The 24,211-nt window shown below is 60.5% G+C and carries 23 protein-coding genes; 12 read left to right on the top strand and 11 right to left on the bottom strand.

The window, feature by feature from the left end; genetic code table 11:
- The first annotated feature begins 174 nt into the window (after positions 1-174).
- Positions 175-567, top strand: a complete 393-nt coding sequence (locus tag AB6O04_RS11115; RefSeq protein ID WP_368563950.1) for a YciI family protein — start codon at positions 175-177, stop codon at positions 565-567.
- A gap of 648 nt (positions 568-1,215) precedes the next feature.
- Here AB6O04_RS11115 and AB6O04_RS11110 read toward each other — a convergent pair.
- The gene (locus AB6O04_RS11110; protein WP_368563949.1) at positions 1,216-1,716 is read right to left on the bottom strand and encodes a DUF3224 domain-containing protein; all 501 of its coding nucleotides are present in this window, start codon (positions 1,714-1,716) and stop codon (positions 1,216-1,218) included.
- Positions 1,717-1,817: 101 nt separating this feature from the next.
- Between AB6O04_RS11110 and AB6O04_RS11105 the strand changes: the two genes are divergently transcribed.
- The gene (locus AB6O04_RS11105; protein WP_368563948.1) at positions 1,818-2,627 is read left to right on the top strand and encodes a DUF6597 domain-containing transcriptional factor; all 810 of its coding nucleotides are present in this window, start codon (positions 1,818-1,820) and stop codon (positions 2,625-2,627) included.
- Positions 2,628-2,855: 228 nt separating this feature from the next.
- Entirely contained in the window at positions 2,856-3,455 is a 600-nt protein-coding gene (locus AB6O04_RS11100; protein WP_368563947.1) for a hypothetical protein, read from the top strand.
- Positions 3,456-3,482: 27 nt separating this feature from the next.
- Here AB6O04_RS11100 and AB6O04_RS11095 read toward each other — a convergent pair whose 3' ends face one another.
- The 3 genes from AB6O04_RS11095 to AB6O04_RS11085 form a co-directional block, all read right to left on the bottom strand.
- The gene (locus AB6O04_RS11095) at positions 3,483-4,562 is read right to left on the bottom strand and encodes a tetratricopeptide repeat protein (protein ID WP_368563946.1); all 1,080 of its coding nucleotides are present in this window, start codon (positions 4,560-4,562) and stop codon (positions 3,483-3,485) included.
- A 354-nt stretch (positions 4,563-4,916) separates the two neighbouring features.
- Positions 4,917-5,828: a hypothetical protein gene (locus tag AB6O04_RS11090; protein ID WP_368563945.1), complete on the bottom strand. Its 912-nt coding sequence runs from the start codon at positions 5,826-5,828 to the stop codon at positions 4,917-4,919.
- A 675-nt stretch (positions 5,829-6,503) separates the two neighbouring features.
- Positions 6,504-8,375: a PHB depolymerase family esterase gene (locus AB6O04_RS11085; RefSeq protein ID WP_368563944.1), complete on the bottom strand. Its 1,872-nt coding sequence runs from the start codon at positions 8,373-8,375 to the stop codon at positions 6,504-6,506.
- A 298-nt stretch (positions 8,376-8,673) separates the two neighbouring features.
- Between AB6O04_RS11085 and AB6O04_RS11080 the strand changes: the two genes are divergently transcribed.
- The 3 genes from AB6O04_RS11080 to AB6O04_RS11070 all read left to right on the top strand — a co-directional run bounded on the left by AB6O04_RS11080 (position 8,674) and on the right by AB6O04_RS11070 (position 11,958).
- On the top strand, positions 8,674-9,465 hold the full coding sequence (locus AB6O04_RS11080; protein ID WP_368563970.1) for an SAM-dependent methyltransferase: 792 nt from the start codon (positions 8,674-8,676) through the stop codon (positions 9,463-9,465).
- Positions 9,466-9,822: 357 nt separating this feature from the next.
- Positions 9,823-10,104: a hypothetical protein gene (locus tag AB6O04_RS11075; protein WP_368563943.1), complete on the top strand. Its 282-nt coding sequence runs from the start codon at positions 9,823-9,825 to the stop codon at positions 10,102-10,104.
- 33 nt (positions 10,105-10,137) lie between these two features.
- Complete coding sequence (locus AB6O04_RS11070; protein WP_368563942.1) at positions 10,138-11,958, top strand: diguanylate cyclase; 1,821 nt, start codon at positions 10,138-10,140, stop codon at positions 11,956-11,958.
- A 213-nt stretch (positions 11,959-12,171) separates the two neighbouring features.
- On the opposite strand, the gene AB6O04_RS11065 is transcribed toward AB6O04_RS11070, so the two are convergent.
- Positions 12,172-13,269 (bottom strand): diguanylate cyclase, encoded by a 1,098-nt coding sequence (locus tag AB6O04_RS11065; protein WP_368563941.1) that lies wholly within the window; start codon positions 13,267-13,269, stop codon positions 12,172-12,174.
- Between the two features lie 528 nt (positions 13,270-13,797).
- Here AB6O04_RS11065 and AB6O04_RS11060 point away from each other — a divergent pair.
- Both AB6O04_RS11060 and AB6O04_RS11055 read left to right on the top strand, forming a co-directional pair.
- Positions 13,798-14,445, top strand: a complete 648-nt coding sequence (locus tag AB6O04_RS11060; protein ID WP_368563940.1) for a DUF998 domain-containing protein — start codon at positions 13,798-13,800, stop codon at positions 14,443-14,445.
- Positions 14,446-14,743: 298 nt separating this feature from the next.
- Positions 14,744-15,088, top strand: coding sequence for a RidA family protein (locus AB6O04_RS11055; RefSeq protein ID WP_368563939.1), 345 nt, complete (start codon positions 14,744-14,746; stop codon positions 15,086-15,088).
- A 256-nt stretch (positions 15,089-15,344) separates the two neighbouring features.
- Here AB6O04_RS11055 and AB6O04_RS11050 read toward each other — a convergent pair whose 3' ends face one another.
- On the bottom strand, positions 15,345-16,595 hold the full coding sequence (locus tag AB6O04_RS11050) for a TIGR03862 family flavoprotein (protein WP_368563938.1): 1,251 nt from the start codon (positions 16,593-16,595) through the stop codon (positions 15,345-15,347).
- Between the two features lie 90 nt (positions 16,596-16,685).
- On the opposite strand from AB6O04_RS11050, the gene AB6O04_RS11045 reads away from it, so the two are divergent.
- A complete protein-coding gene (locus AB6O04_RS11045; RefSeq protein WP_368563937.1) occupies positions 16,686-18,311 on the top strand; it encodes a serine hydrolase in 1,626 nt (541 codons plus the stop codon).
- A gap of 202 nt (positions 18,312-18,513) precedes the next feature.
- Here the strand turns inward: AB6O04_RS11045 and AB6O04_RS11040 are convergent, their stop codons facing one another.
- The gene (locus AB6O04_RS11040; protein WP_368563935.1) at positions 18,514-18,942 is read right to left on the bottom strand and encodes an FKBP-type peptidyl-prolyl cis-trans isomerase; all 429 of its coding nucleotides are present in this window, start codon (positions 18,940-18,942) and stop codon (positions 18,514-18,516) included.
- 182 nt (positions 18,943-19,124) lie between these two features.
- Here AB6O04_RS11040 and AB6O04_RS11035 point away from each other — a divergent pair, with 182 nt between their 5' ends.
- Positions 19,125-19,487, top strand: a complete 363-nt coding sequence (locus AB6O04_RS11035) for a DUF6164 family protein (RefSeq protein WP_368563934.1) — start codon at positions 19,125-19,127, stop codon at positions 19,485-19,487.
- Positions 19,488-19,684: 197 nt separating this feature from the next.
- On the opposite strand, the gene AB6O04_RS11030 is transcribed toward AB6O04_RS11035, so the two are convergent.
- From AB6O04_RS11030 to AB6O04_RS11015, 4 genes are read right to left on the bottom strand one after another with little or no spacing between them, the layout of a single operon-like run.
- Positions 19,685-20,227 (bottom strand): SRPBCC family protein, encoded by a 543-nt coding sequence (locus AB6O04_RS11030; RefSeq protein ID WP_368563933.1) that lies wholly within the window; start codon positions 20,225-20,227, stop codon positions 19,685-19,687.
- A gap of 14 nt (positions 20,228-20,241) precedes the next feature.
- Positions 20,242-20,703 carry an SRPBCC domain-containing protein gene (locus tag AB6O04_RS11025; RefSeq protein ID WP_368563931.1) on the bottom strand — a complete coding sequence of 154 codons (462 nt, stop codon included), beginning with the start codon at positions 20,701-20,703 and terminating at the stop codon, positions 20,242-20,244.
- Entirely contained in the window at positions 20,696-21,172 is a 477-nt protein-coding gene (locus AB6O04_RS11020) for an SRPBCC family protein (protein ID WP_368563930.1), read from the bottom strand. The genes AB6O04_RS11025 and AB6O04_RS11020 overlap by 8 nt, the downstream gene beginning before the upstream one ends.
- 10 nt (positions 21,173-21,182) lie before the next feature.
- Positions 21,183-21,590, bottom strand: a complete 408-nt coding sequence (locus AB6O04_RS11015; RefSeq protein ID WP_368563929.1) for an ArsR/SmtB family transcription factor — start codon at positions 21,588-21,590, stop codon at positions 21,183-21,185.
- Between the two features lie 244 nt (positions 21,591-21,834).
- Between AB6O04_RS11015 and AB6O04_RS11010 the strand changes: the two genes are divergently transcribed.
- Both AB6O04_RS11010 and AB6O04_RS11005 read left to right on the top strand, forming a co-directional pair.
- Complete coding sequence (locus AB6O04_RS11010; RefSeq protein ID WP_368563928.1) at positions 21,835-22,572, top strand: sulfurtransferase; 738 nt, start codon at positions 21,835-21,837, stop codon at positions 22,570-22,572.
- A gap of 14 nt (positions 22,573-22,586) precedes the next feature.
- The gene (locus AB6O04_RS11005; RefSeq protein WP_368563926.1) at positions 22,587-24,146 is read left to right on the top strand and encodes a YdiU family protein; all 1,560 of its coding nucleotides are present in this window, start codon (positions 22,587-22,589) and stop codon (positions 24,144-24,146) included.
- Positions 24,147-24,211: the final 65 nt, after the last annotated feature.

Here is a 24,211-nt window from a genome sequence, read left to right as displayed (position 1 = left end):
ATGGGGCCTTAATGGTAAAGCCCCATCGCGACTCACGCCGCTCCTACATAAGGGGACGTCCCTTTCAATTGCCAATCCTTGATCCCGTTATGTCGAATCCCGCGTCTCCCGTTCGACGCTTTTCCAGGGAGGCGCGAATGGTCGTGCCGTTCCGGTACACAACAGGAGCTAGACATGCGATTCCTTTCGATGATCCGGGTGAACGAGAACACGGACTTGGTTCCCAGCGAGCAGCTCATGGCCGATATGGGCAAGCTGATGGAGGAAATGACCCAGGCAGGGGTGCTGCTGGATACCGCCGGTTTGCGGCCTACTTCCGAGGGCGCACGCATTCGCCTTAACCGGGGCAAGCTGAGCGTGATCGATGGTCCGTTCAGCGAGAGCAAGGAAGTGGTCGGCGGATTCGCGCTGATCCAGGTCGAGACCCGGGAAGAGGCGATCAAGTGGGGCCGGCGCTTCCTGGAGGTCCACGGCGACGAATGGGATATCGAATGCGAGGTGCGCGAGGTCGACGACGGCGCTTGCCGGTCTTTGTTAGAGACGGAACAGACCGCGCATTGCGCTTAGTTCACTGTTCAGCACTAGCGACGTTGCCGTCGACCGGTTCGCCGCTTATCGCTGTCAGGGCCGCGGATACTCAGTAGCGTTGGCCTTGGCCGGAACACACCCGGCGCCTCGCCGGTCCGCGTACGTATGTAGTTAAACCAGTCCGTTGCGGAAGACGAGCATCAAGGCGGTTACACCGGTGCCGATGGCCCGCGCTTGTGCTTATAAGGACATCAGCCCGTCAGGTGCTGCCAGGAGACGGAGGCTTCGGAGCGGAATCCGCAGCCGCCTTGGCAGCATCGCGGGCCTCGCGCTTGCGGGCGTCTTTTTCGTCCTGTTGCTTCTTCTTAGCAATCTCGCGCTGGCGCTTTTCGAAGGAGTAGTTGGGCTTTGCCAAGCGGATATCTCGGTCATTTGGGGCCCACCAGTGTACGCCCCCGGGCCGCCGCCGCGCCTCACGCGGGTTTTATGAACAGAAATCGAGGGTTGAGTGGGGGTCGAAGTGCTTGGTTTCGAGCCCATGCCGGCGCGTTCACGTAGAGCGGAGCTTGCTCCGCTGCTCTTAATTCGGAGGCGCATTGAACGGGTGCGGATCGAAGAGCAGCCGAGCAAGCTCGGCTCTACGAGAAGCGCGCTGTCCTCGGGGAAATCCACCCTGGGCGTTTCTCGTTACGGCTTACCAGCCTTTTCACCATGGGGCAGAACGTAGTCGAATTGGTAGAAGTGCTTGCCTTCGGTGATTTCGATACGCATCGATCCGCTGATGCCTCGCAAAGCACCCGTCCCGGAATCCGGAACCACCACCACTGTCCATTCCTGCGGCGTGCCCTGGACCATCAGCGCCCGGTGCACCAGCGCGAAACTGCCGCTGTGCCCATGCAGTGATCCGGTGATCTTTTCTATCGCCACATAGGCGCCGGATTGTGTTCCGTCGCCAGCCGCCAGCATTTCACCCTGGCTGGTGGCCTCCAGATCGCCGTGGAATTGTTTGTCCAGCGATAGTCGAGCTACCCCGGAGGCCTGCGCGGGAGCGTTGTCGGGACTTTGCGGTACTACCTTGACGTCAAAGGTGCCAATGGCTTGCATGGAAAAGGACTCCTTGGGGGTTTGCGCGGCCGTGCCATCCGGGTAAACGGCAAATGCGAGCAGCAAGATGGCATAGGCTTTCATGTGGAACTCGGGTGCGCGGGTTGGGTGGCGGGATATGAACACAGAGGGAGGGAGCGTGATTGTAAAAACACGACAGCGAGCGGCCGCCGGAAGCACGTCCGATGAATGAGCGCAGCGTGGGCAAGGCGCGGGGTCTATTGCGTCATCCACCGGCATCCGGTGCGTTCCATCATGCGCGGCTCGCGCCGCCAGCGGTGTTGGCGGATGTCGTGCAGCATTTCTGGATCGTGCGCTGGGACCTGCAGGGTGGGCCGCCGCAGGTCCGCGAGACGCTGCCGCACCCGAACGTACATGTGGTCATCGAACCCGGGAACTCGCGCGTGCAGGGATTGCATACGGGCCGGTTCACCCGGGTGCTGGAGGGCAGTGGTGGGGTATTCGGCATCAAGTTCCGGCCAGGCGGCTTTCATCCTTTCTTGGGCGGGCCGGTATCGACATTGCGCAACCGCTCGTTGGCGCTTTGCGATGTGTTTGGCGCCAGCGGCGCGACTCTGGAGTCGGCGGTATTGTCGCAGTCCAGCGACGCTGGCCAAGTGGAGGCTGCCAGTGCATTTCTTGGCTCGTGCCTGCCGCCCATGGAAGAACCGGTGAGACGTGTCGGCGAAATCGTGGATAGCATTTCCGACGACCGCGGCATCCGCACGCTTGACGATGCCGCGACACGCTGGAGTATCAGCGTTCGGTCATTGCAAAGGTTGTTCAACGATTACGTGGGCATTGGCCCCAAATGGGTCATCAACCGCTACCGCATGCACGAAGCACTGGCGCGCCTGGATGAGGGCGACACGGTGGATTGGGTGGCGCTGGCATTGGAGCTGGGTTACTTCGACCAGGCGCATTTCATCCGCGACTTCAAATCGCTGGTGGGGTGTTCACCGGCTCAGTACACCCGCTGCTACCCGCCGATATGAAGCTTTGCGCGAATCCGAAATGGAAGCGGTAAACATGCGGTGTTGTCGACCTCGTAGCGGATTCCAGCTTCCTGGATCGCATTGTTCAAGGCCCAGGCTATTGAGATTGGCTCTCTGGGAATTAGAAGCACCGGATCAATTGGTTCTGTGTAACTGTCCGCGCGGCCGATATTCTCGACAGGATTACCAAGCTAGATCGCAAAGCGATTCCAGACCAAAGGAACTGTCATGCCCACATCCACGAAGTTTTCCACTTGCGTCCTAGTAATGGGCTTGCTTGCCGGCGCAGTGCCTTTGACAGGCTTCTCGCAGACACAGGCGGATGCGTCCAAAACGAAATCTTCAGCGACGGCGCAGCACGATGGGCAGCGGGATTTCGATTTCGAGATCGGCACCTGGAAGACCAAGCTGTCGCGCCGTCTGCGCCCGCTGACGGGTTCCAATACCTGGGTGGAGTACGAGGGTACGACAGTGGTACGAAAGGTCTGGGACGGCCGCGCCAATCTGGTGGAGCTGGAGGTCGAGGGACCATCCGGCCGCATCGAAGGTTTGTCGCTACGCCTCTACAACCCGGACGCCAAACAATGGAGCCTTAATTTCTCCAACAGTGCCGGTGGCACGCTGAGCCCGCCGGTATATGGCGAATTCAAGAACGGGCGGGGTGAGTTCTACGGCCAGGAGACGCTCAACGGCCGCGCCATCCTGGTTCGGTTCGTCATTTCCGATATCACCCAGGATTCATGCCGGTTCGAGCAGGCGTTCTCCGATGATGGCGGCAAGACGTGGGAGGTGAATTGGGTGGCCACCGATACACGGATGCGGGACTGATTCGGCCCTCTGGTTGGCTGCGTTTTTCTACTTCCAGAGCTGACGCAGGTTATCCAGTTTTGCTTGGTAGAGCGCTTGCGTGGCGCCATTGCTGAGTGCTTGTGCGCGGGCCAGGGCACGGCCTGCGCGGCGGGCTTGGCCTAATTGCAGATATGCGCGGGCCAACCCGAAATAGAAGCGGTGTTCGGTATCGTGCAGGGCAATGGCACGGCGGTAGTGCTCCGCGGCGCGAGCGTAATCGCCGTGGCGCTCGTAATCCGATGCCAACAGGAATTGATGGAACGGATCCCTGAGCCGGGCTTTTTCCAGTCGCTGCTGGTATTCATCGGCGAGTTCCTGATCGCCTGTACGCCGATAGAAGCCCACCATGTTGAACAATGCTCCGGGATGCTTCGGCTCCAGCTCCAATGCCCGGCGGTAATAGCGCTCGGCTACAGCCTGGCGGCCCGCGCGCATGTGCAGTACGCCGGCATTGCTCCAGCTGGTCGCGTAACCGGGGTCCAACTGCAACGATAGCGCTGCGTACGCGACAGCAGCTTCCAGCTGTTCCTGGGCCATCAGTTCGGCAACGCGGTTGTTGTAGAAGTGAGCCAGGAGCCGTTGATCAGGAATACGCTCGGGCGGGTTGCGTGCGATCACCGAATCCCACGCCACGTCCACGCTGTAACGCTGCCGCTTGATCTGTATGCCCGCGTTGACATGAGTGGTGCGGTAAATCGTGTTTTGTTCCTGGCGCCATACCAAAGTGTCTTCGATGTCTTGACCATACGCCTCAAGTTCCGCTTCGCGGGCCAATGCGATGGCCAGCAAGGTGAACGTCAGGCAGTTGGCTTTGCGGGTGCGATACGCTTGTTCGACGGTATACGTGGCGTCGTGTTCGTACTCCATGGCCAAGCCGTCATCTTCGAACAAAAAATCGACCAGCAGATTCAGTCGCCGCGTCGGCGAGCGACTTTGATCCAACACTTGATGCTGGAATTTGGAGCGTAGCTCGGCGGGTATGGCCAGCACCTGTTCGGGGCTGGGGGGCGGAGCGACGGGAGGCGAGACCGGTACTGGCACCACCGGCGAGAGTGCCAATGCGGCAGCGAATGCCCAGGTCATCATATAGGTACCCTCCGCGGTGAAGGGCGTAACGTCGACGGAAAGAGTCTAGACCTTTTTCAGCGTTCCGCCATGTGCCGAAACTGCAAAAAAGCGACCGTTTTGGGGCCTTGTAGGAGCGGCGTCCCGCCGCGAGCGCGCCACCGTAGCTGCTCAGTGCGCGCGGTCTAGAACGCGCCGCAGCGCGCACGGATGGCGAACAGCCAGGCTTCAGTTGCTTTTGGCTTCTATCGCGATCTGACAGGAAGAGCTCGCGGCGGGACGCCGCTCCTACAAGTGTCCTGAGGTCCAACCGCCAACGAATCACTTCGCTGAACTGGGGTCCGGCCGCGATAGCCGCTTATGGCTTGGGTCGCCCTAGACGACCGCATCGCGCTTATGCGCCGGCAACAGAGATCTGATGGATACATTCAGCCGTTCGGCCAGTACCGCAAAGCCTTCTTCCGTGGGGTGAATTTCGTCGTTCCAGAAGGTTGTTGCCTGTGCCTGTTCCACGTCCGAGAAATCCGCGACGCTGAAAAAGCTGCCGTATTGCTCCGGCGATGCAAGAGGATGCAAGACCGATTCAAGAAGGCCGTCCACCAGCAGTTTGTCGGCGAATTCCCGCGCGGCTTGTTCGTCGCGCAGGACGTGCCGCATGACTTTCCACAGCCACGGCCCGGCTTCGCCCTTCAACAAGGCGATAAGGCCGATGTTGCCGACGGTCAGGTCCGCTTTGGCGCCAATGCGGGTGATCCGTGCATAGGAATGCGCCAGCACGCGCAGGTTGGGTCTGTCTTCCCGCACCCGTTTGATCGCTTCCAGAACACGCACGTGGGCCTGGCGGATGGTGGGAAATACGCTGGATTCCAACAATATTTCGTAAGCCTGTTCGGGCGTTAGTTTGTCGCTGCGGGCGCCTTCCACCCAATCCTTGAACACCGCCTCCAGCCTCTCCGACAACGCATCGTTGCCACCGGCGCTCAGGCACACCAAGTCGAACGGCCACCGCTTCAGGCGGCCGCTTTTTTCTTTTACCTCCGACGGCGCGAACAGCCGCTCAGCCGTTGCCCCCGGCTTGCCAATCAGGATGCCCATGCCGTCGATGCGGCGGATGCTCTGCCGCGCCAGGTTGAGATACAGCATGGTGCTGAACCACGAATCTCCCCAATAGAGAATGGACGGATGAGTTTCCAGGAACTTGTCCACCTGCTTGCGCTGGCGGCTGCTGGGCGTGCCCATAGCCGCCCGCCAGGCTTCCCAAGTGGTCACCCAGGTCATCTTGTCCATGGTCTTGCCAACTCCCCTGCGTAGTACAAAAACCCCTTTGTAGGAGGTAACGCGAAGAGGCGGCGCTTACGGCCAGTTGAAGAAGGTGGGATTTACTTCTGAGAGCCGGCCGATCCAAGCCGGGGTGCTTCGAGCCCGCGCGTTTTCACAGGCCGAACGTGCCAACGCGGAAGGGCGCAGTATCGATGCAAATCATCAGCGGACGCGGGGAAAATCAGGAGGCTTGTGGCCGACGTTGCATCGGCGCGTGGGCAGAGAGCGTCCGGAAAATGCGCAGCGTGAGCGGCGCATGGACTGTCGGAATGCGGCGCGACTACCACCGCATTCCGATCAGGTTACTTCTTGGCGTTTTTCTTTTCCTGCTTGGCCGCGCGCTTTTCCTGCGGCGTCTTGGCAGGCTGTTTCTTCTGGTTCTTCTTCTGGTCCATGCCTTTGCTCATAGCAACGTCTCCAATGGTGATCGATAAGGATGCCCAACGCACAAGGAACAGGCGATGGCGTTTCGCCAACAGTGTAGCGCTTGGCGACTAGGTCCGCGCTCGACGCTGGACCTATTGGAGCCCTTGTAGGAGCGGCGTCTCGCCGCGAGCTCCTCCTGTCAGACCGCGATAAAAGCGAAGAGCTCGCGGCGGGACGCCGCTCCTACAGGAAATGAAGTCCGCCAGGCCTTAGCACTCAGGGCAGATATTCCACCCGCAGCTTGGCGCTGGCGCCTTTATCGATCCAGAGGTAATTCGTGGCCGTGGGTTGAGCGCTGAAGCGCAAGCGCAGCTGGGTCCGTCCGGTACGATTGATGGCGCCCAGACCGGCGCCCGAGAAAAGATTGCTGATCTGACTGCCGCCGGTGAACCGCTGCAGCTGCGCGACACCGTTGGCGGTCATGGAGCCGGCGTAGTCACCGGTCTCGATGGTGCAGGCGCTGCGGCATCCCAAGTGGGCATCTATCGTGAGCGTGTTGCCCGCCGGGCTGGACCAGGGATCGCCGTAAGCGCTGCGGTAGGTGACGGTCACGGTAGCGGAAACGACGGTGGCGCTGTCCGGCAACGACGACGTATCGAACGACAGCAGCGCCCGGTTGTATTTGCCGTCGGTGCCGCGACCCAGCGCCAGTCCCGAATACGCCTCCAATGTGCCGACCGCCGGTGCGCTGCCGTTGGCATTGGCTTTCACGTAACCATCGTTGGCGTCTTCGTTGCTGAATTCGGCAACCAAGGGCGTGCCACCCCCGCCACCATCCACCACATTGACCGTGATGACGGCGGAAGTACCCACGTTATCCACCAGATCGAAAGCACGGGCTTGCAGGGTGTGCGTGCCGCTGGTGGCAGTGGCGGTATTCCAATTCAGGGAATAAGGCGCGGTGGAATCGCTGCCCAGCAGGGCGCCGTCCAGCAGGAACTCCACCCGGTCCACACCGATGTTGTCGCTGGCCGTCGCGCTGACGGCCACGGTGCCGCTGACGTTGGCACCGTTTGCCGGCGCGGTCAGCGTAGTCGTGGGTGGTGTCCCGTCCAGGTTATCCAGGCCCCAGAAGTGGCCAATGTAGTAACTGGAGCAGATGTTGGCGTCCAGGATGTAGGCGCCTGCGGTGCCACACTGGCTTTCGCCGGTGCCGGGATCTACCGGCGTGCCGTGGCCCATGCCAGTGATCAGATAGGTTTCCACCTTGGGCTGGCCTGCTGCGTTCTTGTAGACCGCGTGCGGATAACCGGCCACCGTGTCGCTGACATCGGCGGTCTGGTCGATGCCATGCACGTTGGTCCATTGCTGCATGCTCTCGGTCAGGTTGGCCGGGCGCACCACATAGTCCGCGTCGCCATGCCAGATGGAGACGATCGGCCAGGGACCACTGTGGCTGCTGGCGGCACGGACCTTGTCGCCCCACTGCGCCGGGCTGAGGTCGCTACCTGGGTTCATGCAGCTGAAAGCGGTGCTTTGGCTGGTGGCGCAGCGGTAGGGCAGCCCGGCAACGATGGCACCGCCGGCAAAGACGTCCGGGTAGGTCGCCAGCATCACCGCTGCCATCGCACCGCCAGCGGACAAGCCGGTGACGTAGACCCGGGCGGCATTGCTGCCGTGATCGGCCTTCATGCGGTCGACCATTTGCTTGATCGACAGCGCCTCGCCCTGGCCGCGTGCTGTGTCCCCGCTCTCGAACCAGTTGAAGCAGGTGCTGGAATTGTTGGTGCTCTGCTGCTGAGGCAACACCAAAGCGAACTGCCAACGGTCGGCCAGCATCTGCCAGCCGGTTTCGGCGTCGTAGCTGGCGGCGCTTTGCGAACAGCCGTGCAGAGCGACGACCAAGGGCGAATTCGCCGGCAGCCCAGCGGGAACGTGCTTGAACATGCGCAGATTGCCGGGGTTGCTGCCAAAGCCGGTGACCTCGGTCTGCGCCCAGGCCGGCGCTGCCAGGCTCATTGCGAACAGGCAGAGCCCGACGGCGACCGTTCGCCACCGGGGCGTCGGGCGAGCGGACGAAGAGAAGATCGTTGCGCCGCGGGTGGCGTGGACGGCAGCTGGAGAGGAAGAGAGAGAAAAGTAGATCACGCAGGCAGCTCCTCATGGTGATGGACCAGATGGCTGACGCGGACCAGCAAGTGACGGGCTGGGGAGGGGCGCGTCGAATGACCGTCGCAGTAGGCCACCGTGGGGCAGCCGCGAACATCGGCCATTAGGGAAAGCTGCGGTGCAGCAAGGTGCGTCTGCCCTCCCTGGGTTTACCAGGTATCCAATCGGTAACCGTAGGCCACTATCATCGGCAGCACCGGCACGGATAATTCGTCGTTGCCGGAGTCCCAGGCTTGGGGCACTCTTGCTTAGTTGGGATTTCGATTCGGAAGGGACCGTGGGCGTAAAAAAGGGGGCGCTGGCTTGTGTTGGCTTGGGGATGACGCTGGGTGCGCATCTAGCGCCGCGTTCTCGCAATTACATAGAGCAGGCAGACGTAGTTTTTGTCGCGGCATCGGACCCGCTGGTGGAGTTGTGGGTGCAGGACATGCACGCTGATGTGCGCAGCTTGCAGCCGTTTTATCGGGAAGGTAAGCCGCGCAGCGAGACCTACAGGCAAATGGTGAATGCGATGCTGGCGGAGGTCCGTGCTGGCCAGCAGGTCTGCGGTGCCTTCTACGGCCATCCGGGTGTGTTTGCGTTGGTGCCGCACACGGCAATTACGCAGGCGCGTTCGGAAGGTTTTGACGCGGTGATGGAAGCTGCTGTGTCGGCGGAGGATTGCCTATACGCCGACCTGGGTATCGATCCGGGAACCTTCGGTTGCCAGCACTACGAGGCTAGCCAGTTCATGTTCTATCAGCGCCGCATCGATCCCTCGGCCTATCTGATTCTTTGGCAGGTAGGGGTGGCTGGCGACCGGACCCTAGCCCGCTTTTCAACAGGGGCAGCTTTTCGTCAATTGCTTGTAGAGCTATTGGCTCAGGATTACCCACGAGATCATGAAGTGATCGCCTATGAGGCCGCTACCTTGCCCATTGCGTCGCCCCGCACAGAGCGCTTGCGACTTTCCGACTTGACGGCGATCAAGCTAACGCAGGAAACAACGTTGGTAGTACCTCCGGCCCAGGCCATGCAGATCAATCAGGCAATAATGGACCGGCTGGCAGGACTGCAGGAGAACGGCTGATCTGAAGGTCCAACTGCCTTGTTCATTGACTACAGGACTGAGGTAACCCGCCCGGAGGTCCAGTAAGCTGGTAAGGGGATGGGCAGGCGAAGCACATCATCGCCTTTCTAGTGCCGTTCGGTGATCATGGGGCCATTACTATCAATGGTTTTCGGCTGCTAAGGCCATGTGTCCCAGGGGGAGTAAACCCGGCATAATGGCTGGAAGCTCCTGGCAGGATAGGCTAGAAGCAAGGGGGCTGGACCGTCAGGTTAGTTGGCTGTAGATCAATTGCTGTTTGTAGGCAAACGATATAAGGGTGTAGAACCTTGTCCTAGCCATAATTTCGTAGGCTATTTGAATTGGTAGGGGGAATTGATGTCGCAGACTATTCGATTTATGGAATCGCTTGGCAGCAAACCGGCGTTCGGCAAAGTATCTGCCGCAGATTACGCGAACGCTGTGGGCTCTCTCGAGGTTGGAGATGAAGAAAGGCAAGCCTTGTTGGATAGGAATGTTGCTGCACTAGGCGATTTGCTAGGCGGACGTCCAGCAATGGCCTGCATGGTGTGGGCTCCCGATCAAGAGCCTATGCGGAAAGAGGATGACCAATCAGACACGGAACAGCCCGTGGAAGAAGAATCGCCCGCAACGGAATAGTGCCGTACGCCGCGAGAGCGGCAAGGAGCGGATATGTTTGTGCGCAGTCTCGTGATCGGCTTGGTTATAGTTTTGGGGGCGGCATTGCTGCCCCTCGAAGCTAAAGGTTCGGATTGGTTCGAAAAGCGCCTTCGCCAAGCAGAATCCGCTCGTAGTTCCGACCCGAAAGCATTTCAGGAAATCCTGGGGCAGCTCAATGCGAGGGAAGAAAAGGCAAGTCTTCCTCAAAAAGAGCACCTGCAATACCTAAATGCTTACGCGCGCGTTTTTCAAGGGCGGCCAGAGCAGGCGATTCCGGAAGCTCGTCAACTGATCGCTGCGTCGGCGAACATTGATATGAAGTTCCGCGCGGGTGCATTAATAGTAAACGCACATGCGCTTAATAGACAGTTCGTCGAAGGCCTTCGCCAGTTGGAAGAAACGCTGGCGCTTATAAATCGTGTCCAGTCAAGTGAGCTGCGGCACCAGGGCTTAGGCGTTGCAGCGCTTATACATAGCCAGATAGGGCAGCATAAGCTGGCGCTGAACTATGCTGAGCGAATATTGGGCGATAGACCAAGTGGCCGTACGTTTTGTCTGGCGAGGCAGGTGAAACTGCAGGCATTGCAGAATCTAGCCATTTTGCCTGGCGATGAGACTGTCTTCAACGAGGCGATTGATCAATGCTTGCAGCTTCGAGAGTATGCCGCTGCCAACTTCATCCGGATTACATTGGCTAGAAAATGGGCAGCCGAGGGTCAGCGGGAGATGGCCATCTCACTGCTAGAAAGGCGCTTGCCGGAGATTGAAGCAACGCGCTATCAACATCTGATTGGTGAAGTAAAGGCGTTGTTGGCCGAGCTTATGCTCGAAAAAGGTGACGCGGCCGCTGCCGAGAAATATGCGCTCGACGCCATTGCATTGAATACAAGTATTCACAGCTCCCTGACTTTGGCGAGCGCAAATAAAACCATGTACGAAATCGCGCAGCGCCGCGGCGATGCACAAGCAGCTCTGTTGGCCTACAAAAGTTACGCCGAAGCGGATAAGGCCTACCTCAACGAAGTTAAGGCCAGGGAGATGGCCTATCAGATCGTACGCCAGGAAATGCTGCAAAAGAGTCAGCAGATCAGTCTCCTGGACAAGCAAAACCAAGTTCTCCAGCTACAAAGCAAGCTCGACCAGAAGTCCGCGCAGAACACCCGGTTGATCGTTATGTTGCTGGTGATGCTGGTGGCTTCGATCGGTTATTGGGCCTACAAGATCAAGCGGGTGCAGTTGTCGCTGAAGCAGATGGCGGAAACCGACGCGTTGACGGGTGTGTGCAATCGCCACCATTTCACCCTACAGGCGGAGCGCGCGCTGGCGCAGTGCGCACGTGCGGGGGAGGAAGTGTCGCTGATCATGTTCGATCTGGACCACTTCAAGCTGGTCAACGACCGCTACGGTCACCAGACTGGCGACTGGGTGCTCAAGGAAGTCGCCGATGCCTGCAAGAGCTTCTGCCGGCGCATCGACGTGCTGGGTCGGCTGGGCGGGGAAGAGTTCGCCATCCTGATGTACGGCTGCGACCTGCGCGGAGCGACGCGTGTCGCGGAAGATTGTCGCGTGCGCCTGGCGCAGATCGATACCCGCGAGACTGGCCATACCTTTGCCGTGACTGCCAGTTTCGGCGTTACCTCCAGCGTATTGTCCGGCTACAGCCTGGCCAAGCTGCTGTCGCATGCCGACAAGATGCTGTACCGCGCCAAGCACATGGGCCGCAACCGTGTTTGCATGTTCGAGGGCGCAGTCGCGCCGTTGCACGATGGTGCCAGCAACGTGCTGGAACTGCCGCACCGCCACGAAGAGCGCCTGGAAAGCCTCCGCTCGTAGTCGTTTTTGGCTCCAGCGCTGCCGTCAGATTCCGTGTTGCTGATTGCCGAGGTTTCCCAGGAAGGAGCAGCCGAGCAAGCTCGGCTCTACAAGAAGCGCCTTCACGGCTATTTGCTGTCTCCTGCCGTTGCGACGGCCTCGTTGCTACTGACTCGGAGCTATCGCGAGGCGCAGCTCGGCTCTACGAGAAGCAGTCCGCCTGGATCCTTCGCCTCAGCGCGTGGCGTTTTCTACCCGCGGTCCATCTAACCCGGTGGGCTGGCAGACCACCCGGTTGCGGCCTTCGGCCTTGGCCCGATACAGGGCGCCACCGGCTGATTCCAACCAATCAAGCATGTCCGTGTCGCTCTCCGCCGCCTCGGCTATTCCCATGCTGACGGTGCAGCGCAACTCGGGAATGCCGGGCGTGGCGATCGCTTCCACCCCATGGCGAATGCGCTCGGCAACGATCTGCGCAGCCTGCGCACCGGTGCCCTGCAGCACCAGTCCAAACTCATCTCCGCCGAAACGGCCCGCCTTGTCGAGGTTGCGGATGCTGCCACGGATGACCGTTGCCACGGCCCGCAACACCTCATCGCCAACCGCGGGGCCATACGCCTGGTTGATGGATTTGAAGTGGTCCACATCGATCATCAGCAGCGTTGCGGTTTCACCGCTGTCATGCCGGTGCTGGAGTATGTGTTCGGCTTGTGCCAGCCAGTACCGGCGGCTATCCAGGCCGGTCAGCACATCAACACGGCTCAACTCGTCCTGCATGCGGTTTTGCCGTTTGACCTCGCGGACCAGCCGATGGCTGGCGTGGCTGACGGCGATGGAATGGATCAGCAACATGGGCAAGCAAGCGAGCAGCACCTGCATGCTGGTCGCCGGCCGGAACGCGAAGTCGGTAAACAACCCGGCGCTGACGCAGCCCAACGCCATTGCACCGAGCGACCATAGCCACAGCCTCTGAATGCCGGTGCTGATCTTGTCCACCGTTGCCAGGGTGATCAGCAGAACACTGGGCAGCAGGTTGAACTGCATCAGCGCCACCCACATCCCGACCAGGGTGGAGTCGAACAGCAGGTTGCGGATTTCCGTGTGATAGGGCGTTTCGCTGCGGGTGGCTACCAGCAGTGCCAGCTGCGGCCAGACCAGGCCGGTGAACAGCAACCACAGCCAGATAGGCAGGGGTGCCTGGTTGTCGTGCAGCACCGCCGCCACGCAGAGCGAAGCCAGCGCCATTCCAAGCACGCGCAGCCGGTAGATCCGGCGGGGCAGGCGATGAGTTTCGCCGTTCTCGTCGGTGGGGTATTGGGCGGACGAGGTCATGGGTGTAGTTGACTCTCCATCAAACGTCAGCCTCCCAGGCTGAGAGCATCATATAGAAAACCTACGTATCGCAATGGGCAAGGTATCAGCCCGGAGAACGGAAACGTCGAGTCCCGTTCCCTGCGATGCTGGCAGATGCAATCCTTGGGCCAGTACGCCGACCGGCTTGAAAAGAAGGTCTCCGGAAAGGCAATCACACTTTGGCAGCGCGTTATCGGTTTGTAGCAAACATAGCTTGCCGCCGCTCTCCATCAAAGCCGATTTGGGACAGTGGGCCACTGCTTTTGTGCACGGTTGCACGGTTCTATTACCAGGCTCCCTTTCATCAACCGCAGCCCAACATGAGGAAGCTTGCCATCGCGGCTTCGCTGTTCGCCGACCATATGGGTAGCCGTAGGATGGGTCGAGCGCAGCGACACCCATCTCTCATCACGGTATCCGAGCTGATGGGTGTCGCTGCGCTCGACCCATCCTACGAGACTTGTTTTTAGGACAAACTTCCTTTCAAAAGACCGGGCATAACAAAGAATGAGTGATAGCTTGCGGGCCGACCATGGCTCTTTTCGTATCACCCAGCGCATGGGAGGCGTGGCGCTGTTGTGCAGCGCCGCCTTCCTGGTCACGGCCATCACCTTGCAGTTTTTGCGCGTGGACCTGGATTGGCAACGCGCCACGCTTAGTCGGTATCTGCTAGGTCCTTATGGGCTGTGGCTGCGAATCATGTACTGCGTACTGTCGCTGGCCATCGCGGTTCTGGCGGCGGGGCTGTACGCCGATCTGGAACGGCGCGCCCGCAGCGCGGCGCCGTTGTTGTTGCTGGCGGGCGGCGCGGTGGCGCTAAGCGCCGTATCGATCGGCGACTCCTGGTTGCCGGAACGGGCACCGGATTTGCACCGCTTCATCCACGGCCTTGCGGCTTCTTCCGCGTTCCTTTTGGTCAGTACCGGCATGGTGTTGCAGGCCTGGCGGTTCCGCGGTGACGCGTACTGGCGCCGATGCTTCCCGTTGGCATTCCTATGGGCCTTGGCTTGCTATGCGGTGTTGTGGCTGCATGTGCTCTGGCCGCCGGCGTCCGGAGCCAAGGTGCAGAAGACGCTCATTCTGATGATCGTCCTGGCGATGTCGGCGGCTGCCGCTCGCTTGTGGCTTCGTCCTGGTAGAGCGGACGTTGTTTAGTCCCCTTGGGGCGCTTCGTTGCCTGATCGTTTCCCTAAAGGGCAGCCGAGCGAGCTCGGCTCTACAAAAGCGCGGATGAATTCCTTGTGGGAGCGACGTAAGTCGCGATGAGGCTTTACCAGTAAAGCTTCATCGCGACTTACGTCGCTCCCACAAGGATGCTTTGCCGAGGACTTAGGCTCTATGAGGCATTAGGCGGCGCGGGAAAGATGGCCATTGCAGCCACTGGTGTAAAAGCCTCTACCTGATCGTGCGTTCCCGGCGTTAAGCTGACCGCAACAACCAAAGAGGTGACGCCATGATTCAGCGATTCGACGTTGGCAAAAGATTGTCCGAAATGGCGGTCCATAACGGTGTGGTCTATCTGGCCGGGCAAGTTGCCGAGGATCCCACACAAGGCATCCGTAGTCAGACCGAGCAAGTGCTGGCGGCTATCGATGCGCTGCTGGCACGGGCGGGCACCGACAAGACCAAGATACTGCGCGCGGAAATCTTCCTGAAGAACTTGATAGATTTCGAGCCGATGAACGAAGTCTGGGAAGCCTGGGTGCCCGAAGGCAACGCTCCGCCGCGTGCCACGTTGCAAGCGGCATTGGCGAACGAGCATTGGCTGGTCGAGATATTGGTGACCGCGGCGGTATAAAGGCAAGAAAGACTTCGTAGGAGCGGCGTCCCGCCGCGAGCTCTTCCTGTCCAATCGCGATAAAGGCGGAAGAGCTCGCGCCGAGACGGCGCTCCTACCGGCGACCGCGTGTAACAAAACTGCTGTCGAACGATAACCTAAACACAACAGTGGCGACGCTATCTTATTTACACGCCCCGCATCGCTGCGAGCATGGATCTTCCGGTCCTGCCGCAGCCACTGCGGGCGACCAGTCAAGGTAGCCGCAGTCGCCAGATTACCGCCGTGGCTGCGCCGCCAGCCACGTCACTGCACCCAGACCCGCACGACGACCGCTGGCGAAGCAGGCGGTAAGCAGATAGCCGCCGGTAGGCGCTTCCCAGTCCAGCATTTCGCCCGCGGCGAATACGCCCGGCAGAGCAGTGACCATCAGATTCTCGTCCAACGCTTCAAGGCGTACACCGCCGGCGCTACTGATGGCTTCTTCCATCGGTCGAGGGCCTTTCAGCACCAACGGCAGACGCTTGATGGTCTTCACCACGGTGGCCGTGTCGTTAAGCTGACGCTTGTCCAGCACCTCATACAGCAACGCCGCCTTGGCGCCCGTCAGACCGGCTTCCCGACGCAGGTGTTCGCTGAAGCTTCGCGATCCGCGTGGCTTGCCCAAGCCGTCCAGCAGTCGGCGTTCGTCGTGCCCCGGAACCAGGTCCAGATGAAGGTTCGTTTGTCCGTCGCGCGCGATGGCATCACGCAGTACCGGAGAAAGCGCGTAGATCAAGCTTCCCTCGATGCCGGTGGCGGTGATGACGCATTCGCCTTGCTGGTTATGCTCGACGCCGTGCTGGTCGCGCCAGTAGGCCACGACCGGTTTGAGTGGCGCGCCGGCGTGGCGGCTGGCCAGGTGCTCGCTCCAACCCACATCGAACCCGCAGTTGGAAGGTAACAATGGCGCGATCTCCACGCCGCGTTCGCGTAGCACCGGTTGCCAAGCGCCATCGGAACCCAGCTGCGGCCAGCTACCGCCGCCTAGCGCCAGTACCACCGCCTCGGCCCGAACGATCAGTTCGCCGTCGGCCGTTGCGAAGCGCAGATGGCCGTCTGCGGTCCAACCCAGCCAGCGGTGCTGTACATGGAAACGCACGCCTTGCTCGCGCAGGCGGCGCACCCAGCCACGCAGCAATGGTGCGGCCTTGAGGTCCTGCGGGAAGACGCGCCCGGAACTGCCTACGAATGTGTTCACGCCCAAACCGGCCGCCCATTCCCGTAAAGCATCCGCATCGAAATCGCGCAGCCAGGCGGCGACTTGCCCGCTGCGTTCGCCATAACGGCGGACGAAAACGTCGAAGGGATCGGAATGGGTGAGGTTCAAACCGCCTTTGCCGGCGATTAGAAGCTTGCGGCCCACTGAGCCTTTGGCTTCGTAGATGTCCACCGACAGCCCGGCAGCGCGAGCGGTTTCCGCGGCCATCAGTCCGGCGGGTCCACCGCCGATGATGGCCAAGCGTGAAGCAGTATTGGTTTCAGGCATCTCGACATTATGCCGATGACTGCCGGCAGATGCCGCCGCTAGCAGGATGACGTATCGTCGCCGGCTGGTTCTCCACGACTTTGGGCCCCGATGATCTCCCAGACTTTTTCCGCATGCCGCGCCGCTGCCGTCCTGTTTTTGTTTGCATTTTGGTCTGCGAGTGCCGCTGCCCAAGCGGTGCCATCGCCGTTGCCGGAGTCGCTGCAAGATTTCGATACCTATGTGGAATCGGTGCGAAAGACGTTCGATGTGCCAGGCATCGCGGTAGCCATCGTCAAGGATGGACAGGTGGTGCTGGAGCGCGGCTACGGTGTCCGCGAGTTGGATAAACCGGACAAGGTGGATGCGCATACGTTGTTCGCCATTGCGTCCAACACCAAGGCGTTTACGTCGGCCTCGCTGTCGATCCTGGCCGACGAGGGCAAGTTGAACCTGGATGATCGCGTCATTGATCATCTGCCCTGGTTCCGCATGGCCGACCCGTACGTCACCCGCGAGATGCGGCTGCGCGACCTGTTGGCTCACCGCAGTGGGCTGGGGTTGGGCGCGGGCGATCTGTTGTTCTGGCCCACCACCACGTACAGCAATGAGGAAGTGGCGCGCCGGCTGCGCGATGTACCGCTGACCCGCGGTTTTCGTGGCCAGTATGCCTACGACAATATCTTGTACGGCGTGGCGCAGCAGGTGATCGAGCAGGTCAGCGGACTAAGCTACCAGCAGTTTCTGCAGGCACGCATTCTGCAGCCGTTGGGCATGGACGAGACGCTTTACAACAGCGATGCGTTGAAAGCTGGCGACAACGCGGCCACCGGTTACGCCAAGGCCGACTTCAAGGATCTGCAACCGGCACCGCGAATGACCTGGTCGAATGTCGCCGGTGCCGGTGGGCTCTATTCCAGCGTGCACGACATGGCCAGATGGATGCGAGTGCAGTTGGACGAAGGCGTGTACACCGGCGAGGACCGGCAGGAAAGCCGTTTGTTCAGCGCCGCGCGGCACAAGGCGATGTGGTCGATGGTGACGCCGATGCCTATCACCGAACCCAAGGTGGAAGCCTTGAAAGCCGCACGGCCCAACTTTCTTGGTTACGGCGAAGGCTGGGTGCTGTCGGACTACCGCGGCCGGAAACTGGTGTGGCATACCGGCGGTTGGCCGGGCATGGTGTCGCGAGTGACGTTGGTGCCGGAGCAGGAGCTGGGCATCGTGGTGTTGACCAACCAGGAAGTAGGGGCGGCATTCAACGCCGTGACCCTGCGGATATTGGATGCCTTTCTGGAAGCGCCACCCACTGACTGGCTGAGCGCCTATGCGGCCGCGGTAGCGCAGCAACGAGGCGATGCCGATGAAAAGTGGAAGAAACTGCTGGCAGCGCGAGACACCGCTTCCAAGCCTTCGCTGCCGTTAGTTGCTTATGCCGGAAAACTACAGGACCCGTGGTACGGCGATGTGGATATCGCGCGTGAAGGAGGCAAGTTGGTGATGCGCTTCAGCCGCACGCCTCAACTCGTGGGCGACATATCGCATTGGCAACAGGACACCTTCATCGTGCGCTGGCGGGAACGCTGGTTGAACGCGGACGCGTTCCTGACGTTCGCCCTAAAGCCGGACGGCACTATTCGCGAAGCACGGATGGAAGCCATATCGCCGTTGACCGACTTCAGTTTTGATTTCCATGATTTGCGGTTGACGCCGGTGGGGAAGTCGAAGGAACACTAAGGAATGTTTCGTGTGGGAGCGACGTGAGTCGCGACCGTAAGCTCAAAAGAGCAATGGACACGGATCCATGCGAATAGAAGCTGATCAAAGCACACGGATTTATCCGTATCTATCTGCATTGATCCGTGTCTAATGCCTTTCACGGTCGCGACTCACCGGCGCCAGCATGCCGGCGCCACTCCCACAGTAGAAATTGCCGCGCTCAGTGCGGCTTCACATCCAGCAGTTCCACTTCGAACACCAGTGAAGCGCCAGGCGGGATGACGCCGCCCGCGCCTTCGCGGCCGTAGCCGTAGTCGGACGGGATCAACAGCACGCGCTTGCCGCCGACTTTCATGCCGGCTACGCCGTCGTCCCAGCCGCGGATCACTTGGCCGGCTCCCAGCAGGAAGGTGAACGGCTCGCCGCGGTCCACGGAGCTGTCGAACTTCTGGCCGCGCTTTTCCGGCGCGTTTTCGTCGTATAGCCAGCCGGTGTAATGGACGGTGACGTCATTGCCGGCGACCGCGACGGCGCCAGTGCCCGTGTGTTGGTCGATACGTTGCAGTTCCGCCACGCTGCCTGTCGGTGGTGGAGCGGATGGCGTGCAAGCGGAAAGTAGGACGATGAGGGACAACAGCAGAGCGCGCATGGGAGAGGCCGGATTTCGGGAGCGCGAAGGGTAACCGATCGTGTTGATGGGGGGTGGTTCGTCGTAGTTTTCTTGGGGCAGAGATGGACGACGGGGACTCTAAGAGCTCGCGGCGGGACGCCGCTCCTACCAGGGCGGGTCAGATCTCGGCACCCATGATCTCCGCCGGTTACCATGCACCCATGTCAAAACTGCTTCTAAATCTGCGCAATGTGCCCGATGACGAGGCTGCTGAAGTCCGCGCTTTGCTGGATCAGCACCGCATCGCCTATTACGAAACCACTCCCAGCCCTTGGGGAATTTCCGCCGGTGGCATCTGGATTTCCCAGCCGGAGCAGGTGGCGCGGGCCAAGGCACTGATGAGCGAGTATCAAGCGCAGCGCGGTGCGCGGATGCGAGCCGAACGCGAAGCTGCCCTGCGCGAGGGCAGGGGGGAAACCTTCGGCAGCCTGCTGCGGGAGCGTCCGGGATACGTCATCGGCATGTTGGCGGCGATATTGCTGGTGCTGGGGCTGACGTTGGCCTTGCCGTATATGTTGCTCTGAGTAGCTGTTGTAGAGCCGGGCAAGCTCGGCTCTACAAAAAACACGAATAGATTCCTTGTGGGAGCGACGTAAGTCGCGACCGGAAATCAACGTCGCGACTTACGTCGCTCCCACAGGGGGCTATGCCGACCCGTCACTATGTCGGGTTAACAATCGACATAGAAACTCGGCTCTACCAACGGTAGCCCAGTGCTGGTTCACGCCACCGGCAAACGTTTCTCGTACTCGGTTTCCAGCCCTTCGTGGATGACCCAGAAGTTGGGCGGTTCGCGGCCTTGCAGTCGGTCGACCAGAATCTGGAGGTGCGCATGCCAGCCACCGGCAACGCTTACCAAGTCGTCGCGGTTGCGCAGTCGGCTATGGGTGACCGTCAACAGGACGTGTTCGTCCTGCTCGGTCAGATCGAAACGGACTTCCGACTCGCTGCCATCGGATTCGCCCCAGGTGTAGCTGAGCAGGCGCGGTGGTTCGCAGGCGGTGATGCGGCCGCTCATGGCATGGCCGTTTTCCATCTCGCCATAGCGTTCCGGCGTCGGTGCCTTTTGCGGGGACAGATCGGCGTGGCGGAAGAACAGACCGACCTTGCCACCAACGCGCAGATCCATGTCGCCTGTGGCCAGCCACTGGCCGCGTTTATCCGATTCGGTCAGATAGGCCCAGATCCGTTCGATGGGACCCGGCAAGGAGCGCTGCAGGCGCAGCGTGTCAGAGGCGACTAGAGTGCCGTAACTGTCGTTCATAGGTGAAACCTCCTTTAGGTTTTCTCAGGGGCGGCGAACAATCGCAGCAGCGCATCCAGCATGGTGTTCCAGCCGAGTTCGGTGCGTTGTGCGTATTCCGCCCAATCCGGATGCAGGGAGTGGATCAAGGTAAGTTCGCAGCCGCCTTCCGTCGGCGCGATGTCAATGGCGACGCGGCTGTCGTCCGGGTTCGATAGGCCGCGGATGCCCCAGGTGAACACCAGGCGGTGCGGACGATCTACTTCCAGATAGGTGCCGAGATGGTCGATCGTTTCGCCTTGACGTTCGACCAGCATCGAAAACGTGCCGCCTACACGTGGATCGATATCCAGGCGCAGGATTTTTTCCTCGCGCACCGCAGGTCCGAACATCCATTGGCCCAACAAACGGGGTGTCAGCCAGGCGTCGAAGACGCGTTCGGCGGATGCGGTGAAGCGGCGGGAGACACGGACATTCACGGTGGCGGCATCATTCATGGGTTTCATCCCCGTCTTTCACATGTGCATCGGGGTTGTGATCGTCAACCAGGTTGAGTTCAAGGCCGTGCTCCAGAAACGCTTTGCAGCCGGCAAGCGCAAAGCTGAAACCGCCCATGGAATCGATCGCCTGCGCGACCTTTTCATCGTCGCTTCCGGTGAATCCGGATGCTGTGATGCTCACGAAGGTGGTGTCTTCGCTTCGCGGAGTGAATCGCCACTCAACCGGTGTCGGCCATTCGATAAGTATTCGACGGTTGCGCTCGACGGTCTTTACCGCGACCTCGGCGGCAACGCCGTACCTGTCCCAGTGCCAAGTGACGACTTCACCTTCCTTCAGTTTCTTGTTCCCGCGGCTAAACCAGAACCGGCTGGTGATGGCGGGGTCGACGAATGCCTCGAAGACCTCCGCAACCGGTCTACGGATGAGCATCTCTGCGCGCGCGGTGGGTTCGTCTTTCAGCGTCATACATCACTCCTTATGGCTTATTGTTATTTGAAGGGGTGTTTTCTTTGCGTTGGGGTTTGCGTGCTTTGGCGGGCGCCGCGATGGGAGAGGCGGCCTCGTTCTTCAGCGCGGCTTCCAGCGCATCGAGGTTCTGATTCCAGAATTGCTCGTAGAAGCGCAGCCATTGCTGGCTGGCCGCTAGCGCTTCCGGCTGTAGTCGGCACAGATGTGTGCGGCCATGGATGGAGCGGGTAACCAGTCCGGCGCGCTCCAACACTTTGATGTGCTTGGACGCGGCCGCCAGGGAAATCTGGAACGGCGCGGCCAACTCGCCCACGCTGCGGGGGTGACCGCCCAAGCTACGCAGCATCCGCCGCCGGGTGCCATCGGCCAGCGCATGGAAGACCGCGTCCAGTTGTTCAGAAGAATATTCAACCATGTGGTTGATGATTGCGCGGGTTTTGGGAATTGTCAACCGTTTGGTTGAATGTTGTTGTGGGCAAAAAAGCGGGAACAGGGAACAGGGAACCGGGAATGACGGAATCCGTGTATTGATGCAGGGTCTCCGCCAGCAAACTCGGAACTCGTCACAAGAGAAAATCCATCATTCCCGGTTCCCCATTCCCCGTTCCCTGCTTCCATTCATTCACCAGCATCCGCTGCCTCACCTTTAAACTATCCGCATGATCCTCAATATCGCTGCCTATCATTTCGTCCATGTCGAGTCCCCCGAGACTCTTGCCACGTGGGTCCGCGAACGCGCGGAAGCGTTGTCGTTGCGAGGCACGGTGCTGGTGGCGGGCGAGGGCATCAATGTGTTCCTGGCAGGCGACGAATCGGCCATCCATGATTTCCTGGCCGATTTGCGGACGGATGAGCGTTTCGCCAACATCGTGGTCAAGTTCAGCCGTAGCTCGACTCAGCCGTTCGCCCGAATGAAGGTCAAGGTCAAGCCGGAAATCATCAGTTTCCGCCGTGATGGCGCCAGCCCGCTTGGACAGCGCGCACCGGCCATTGAACCGTCTACGCTTGCGCGCTGGTTGCAGCAGGGTCATGACGATACGGGCAAGCGCGTAGTGATGTTGGACACGCGCAATGCGCAGGAAGTCGAGTACGGCACCTTCGCTGGAGCACTGACGCTGCCGATCGCCAAGTTCACCGATTTGCCGCAAGCGCTGGCACCGCATCGCGATACCTTGGCCGACGCCACCGTGGTGAGCTTCTGCACGGGCGGCATCCGTTGCGAGAAAGCCGCGCTGTGGATGCGCGAAGACGGCATGGACAATGTGCTGCAGCTGGATGGCGGCATCCTGGGTTATTTCGAACATGTCGGCGCTAATGGTTACGACGGCCATTGCTTCGTCTTCGATGATCGCGTTGCATTGGATCCGCAGCTTCAACCGTTGGTCGATCCGGCCTGAGGCGGGAAGCGACGATGCAGCCGCTCGCCTTCGACAACGCTTTTGTCCGCGAGCTTCCCGGCGATCCCGAATCCAATCCGTTCCCTCACGAGGTGCTGGGCGCCGCGTGGTCGCCCACGCCGCCCACGCCGGTCGCCGCGCCACGGCTGATCGCGTACTCGGCCGAAACAGCGGCGCTTCTGGGCACCAGTGAAGCCGACATCGCATCACCGGAATTCGCTCAGGTCTTCGGCGGCAATGCACTGTTGCCCGGCATGCAGCCGTACTCGGCGAACTACGGTGGCCATCAGTTCGGTCAATGGGCTGGGCAGCTGGGCGATGGCCGCGCCATCAATCTGGGCGAAGTGATCAACGCATCCGGGCAGCGTTGGGAGATTCAGCTGAAGGGAGCTGGGTTGACCCCTTATTCGCGCACCGCCGACGGTCGCGCGGTGCTGCGTTCTTCCATTCGCGAGTTTCTGTGCAGCGAGGCCATGCATCACCTCGGTGTGCCGACCACGCGCGCGTTGAGCTTGGTGGCAACCGGCGAGTCGGTGGTGCGCGACATGTTCTACGACGGTCACCCACGTCCTGAGCCGGGTGCCATCGTCTGCCGGGTGGCGCCTTCGTTTCTGCGCTTCGGCAATTACGAATTGCCTGCCGCGCGTGGCGACGTTGCATTGCTGCAGCAGTTGGCGGATTTCACCGTGCGGCGTCATTTTCCCCAACTGCAGGGCGAAGGAGAAGCCCTTTACACGCAGTGGTTCGCGGAGGTCTGCGAACGCACCGCGGTGATGGTGGCGCATTGGATGCGAGTGGGCTTTGTTCATGGCGTGATGAATACCGACAACATGTCAGTGCTCGGCCTCACCATCGACTACGGCCCGTATGGATGGATCGACAACTACGACCCGGATTGGACGCCGAACACCACCGATGCCTACGGTCGCCGGTATCGGTTCGGCTGGCAGCCCAAGATCGCCTACTGGAACCTGACCCGTCTGGCGCACGCGTTGTCGCCGTTGTTCGCGACGGTGGAGCCGCTTCAAGAGGGACTGCAACGCTATGCCGACGCGTACATGAGCGCCGATCGCGACAATATTGCCGCCAAACTCGGACTGGCCGAATGCCGGGATACCGATATCGAGCTGATCCAGGGCTTGCATGCGTTGTTGCTTGCCGGCGAAGTGGACATGACGCTGTTCTTCCGGGCGTTGATCGATGCGGATCTGTCAGCGAACACGCTGGATCATTTCGCGGACGCGTTCTATGATGAAGCCAAGCGCCAAGCCGTAGCGCCTGAGCTGTTGGCATGGTTGGCACGTTACCGCGCACGGCTGGACGAAGATACGCCCGGACGAGAGCAGCGCCGGGAAAAGATGCGGCGTGCCAATCCGCGCTACGTGTTGCGTAATTACCTGGCCCAACAGGTCATCGACCGCGCCGAGGCAGGCGACGAGTCGGGCGTAGCGGAACTGTTGGACGTCATGCGGCGGCCCTACGACGATCAGCCTGGGCGGGAACGCTTTGCGCAACGCCGACCGGATTGGGCGCGCGACCGTGCGGGTTGTTCGATGTTGTCGTGTAGTTCTTGAGGCGATCATGTAAAGCCGAGCTTATTACATCCCTTTGTGGGCTCGGCTGCTTTTCATCATGAGCC

The sequence above is a fragment of the Pseudoxanthomonas sp. UTMC 1351 genome, from assembly GCF_040948865.1.
Taxonomy (GTDB): domain Bacteria; phylum Pseudomonadota; class Gammaproteobacteria; order Xanthomonadales; family Xanthomonadaceae; genus Pseudoxanthomonas_A.
Note: the sequence above shows the minus strand (reverse complement) of the source record. Positions and strands in the feature narration are given on the sequence as shown.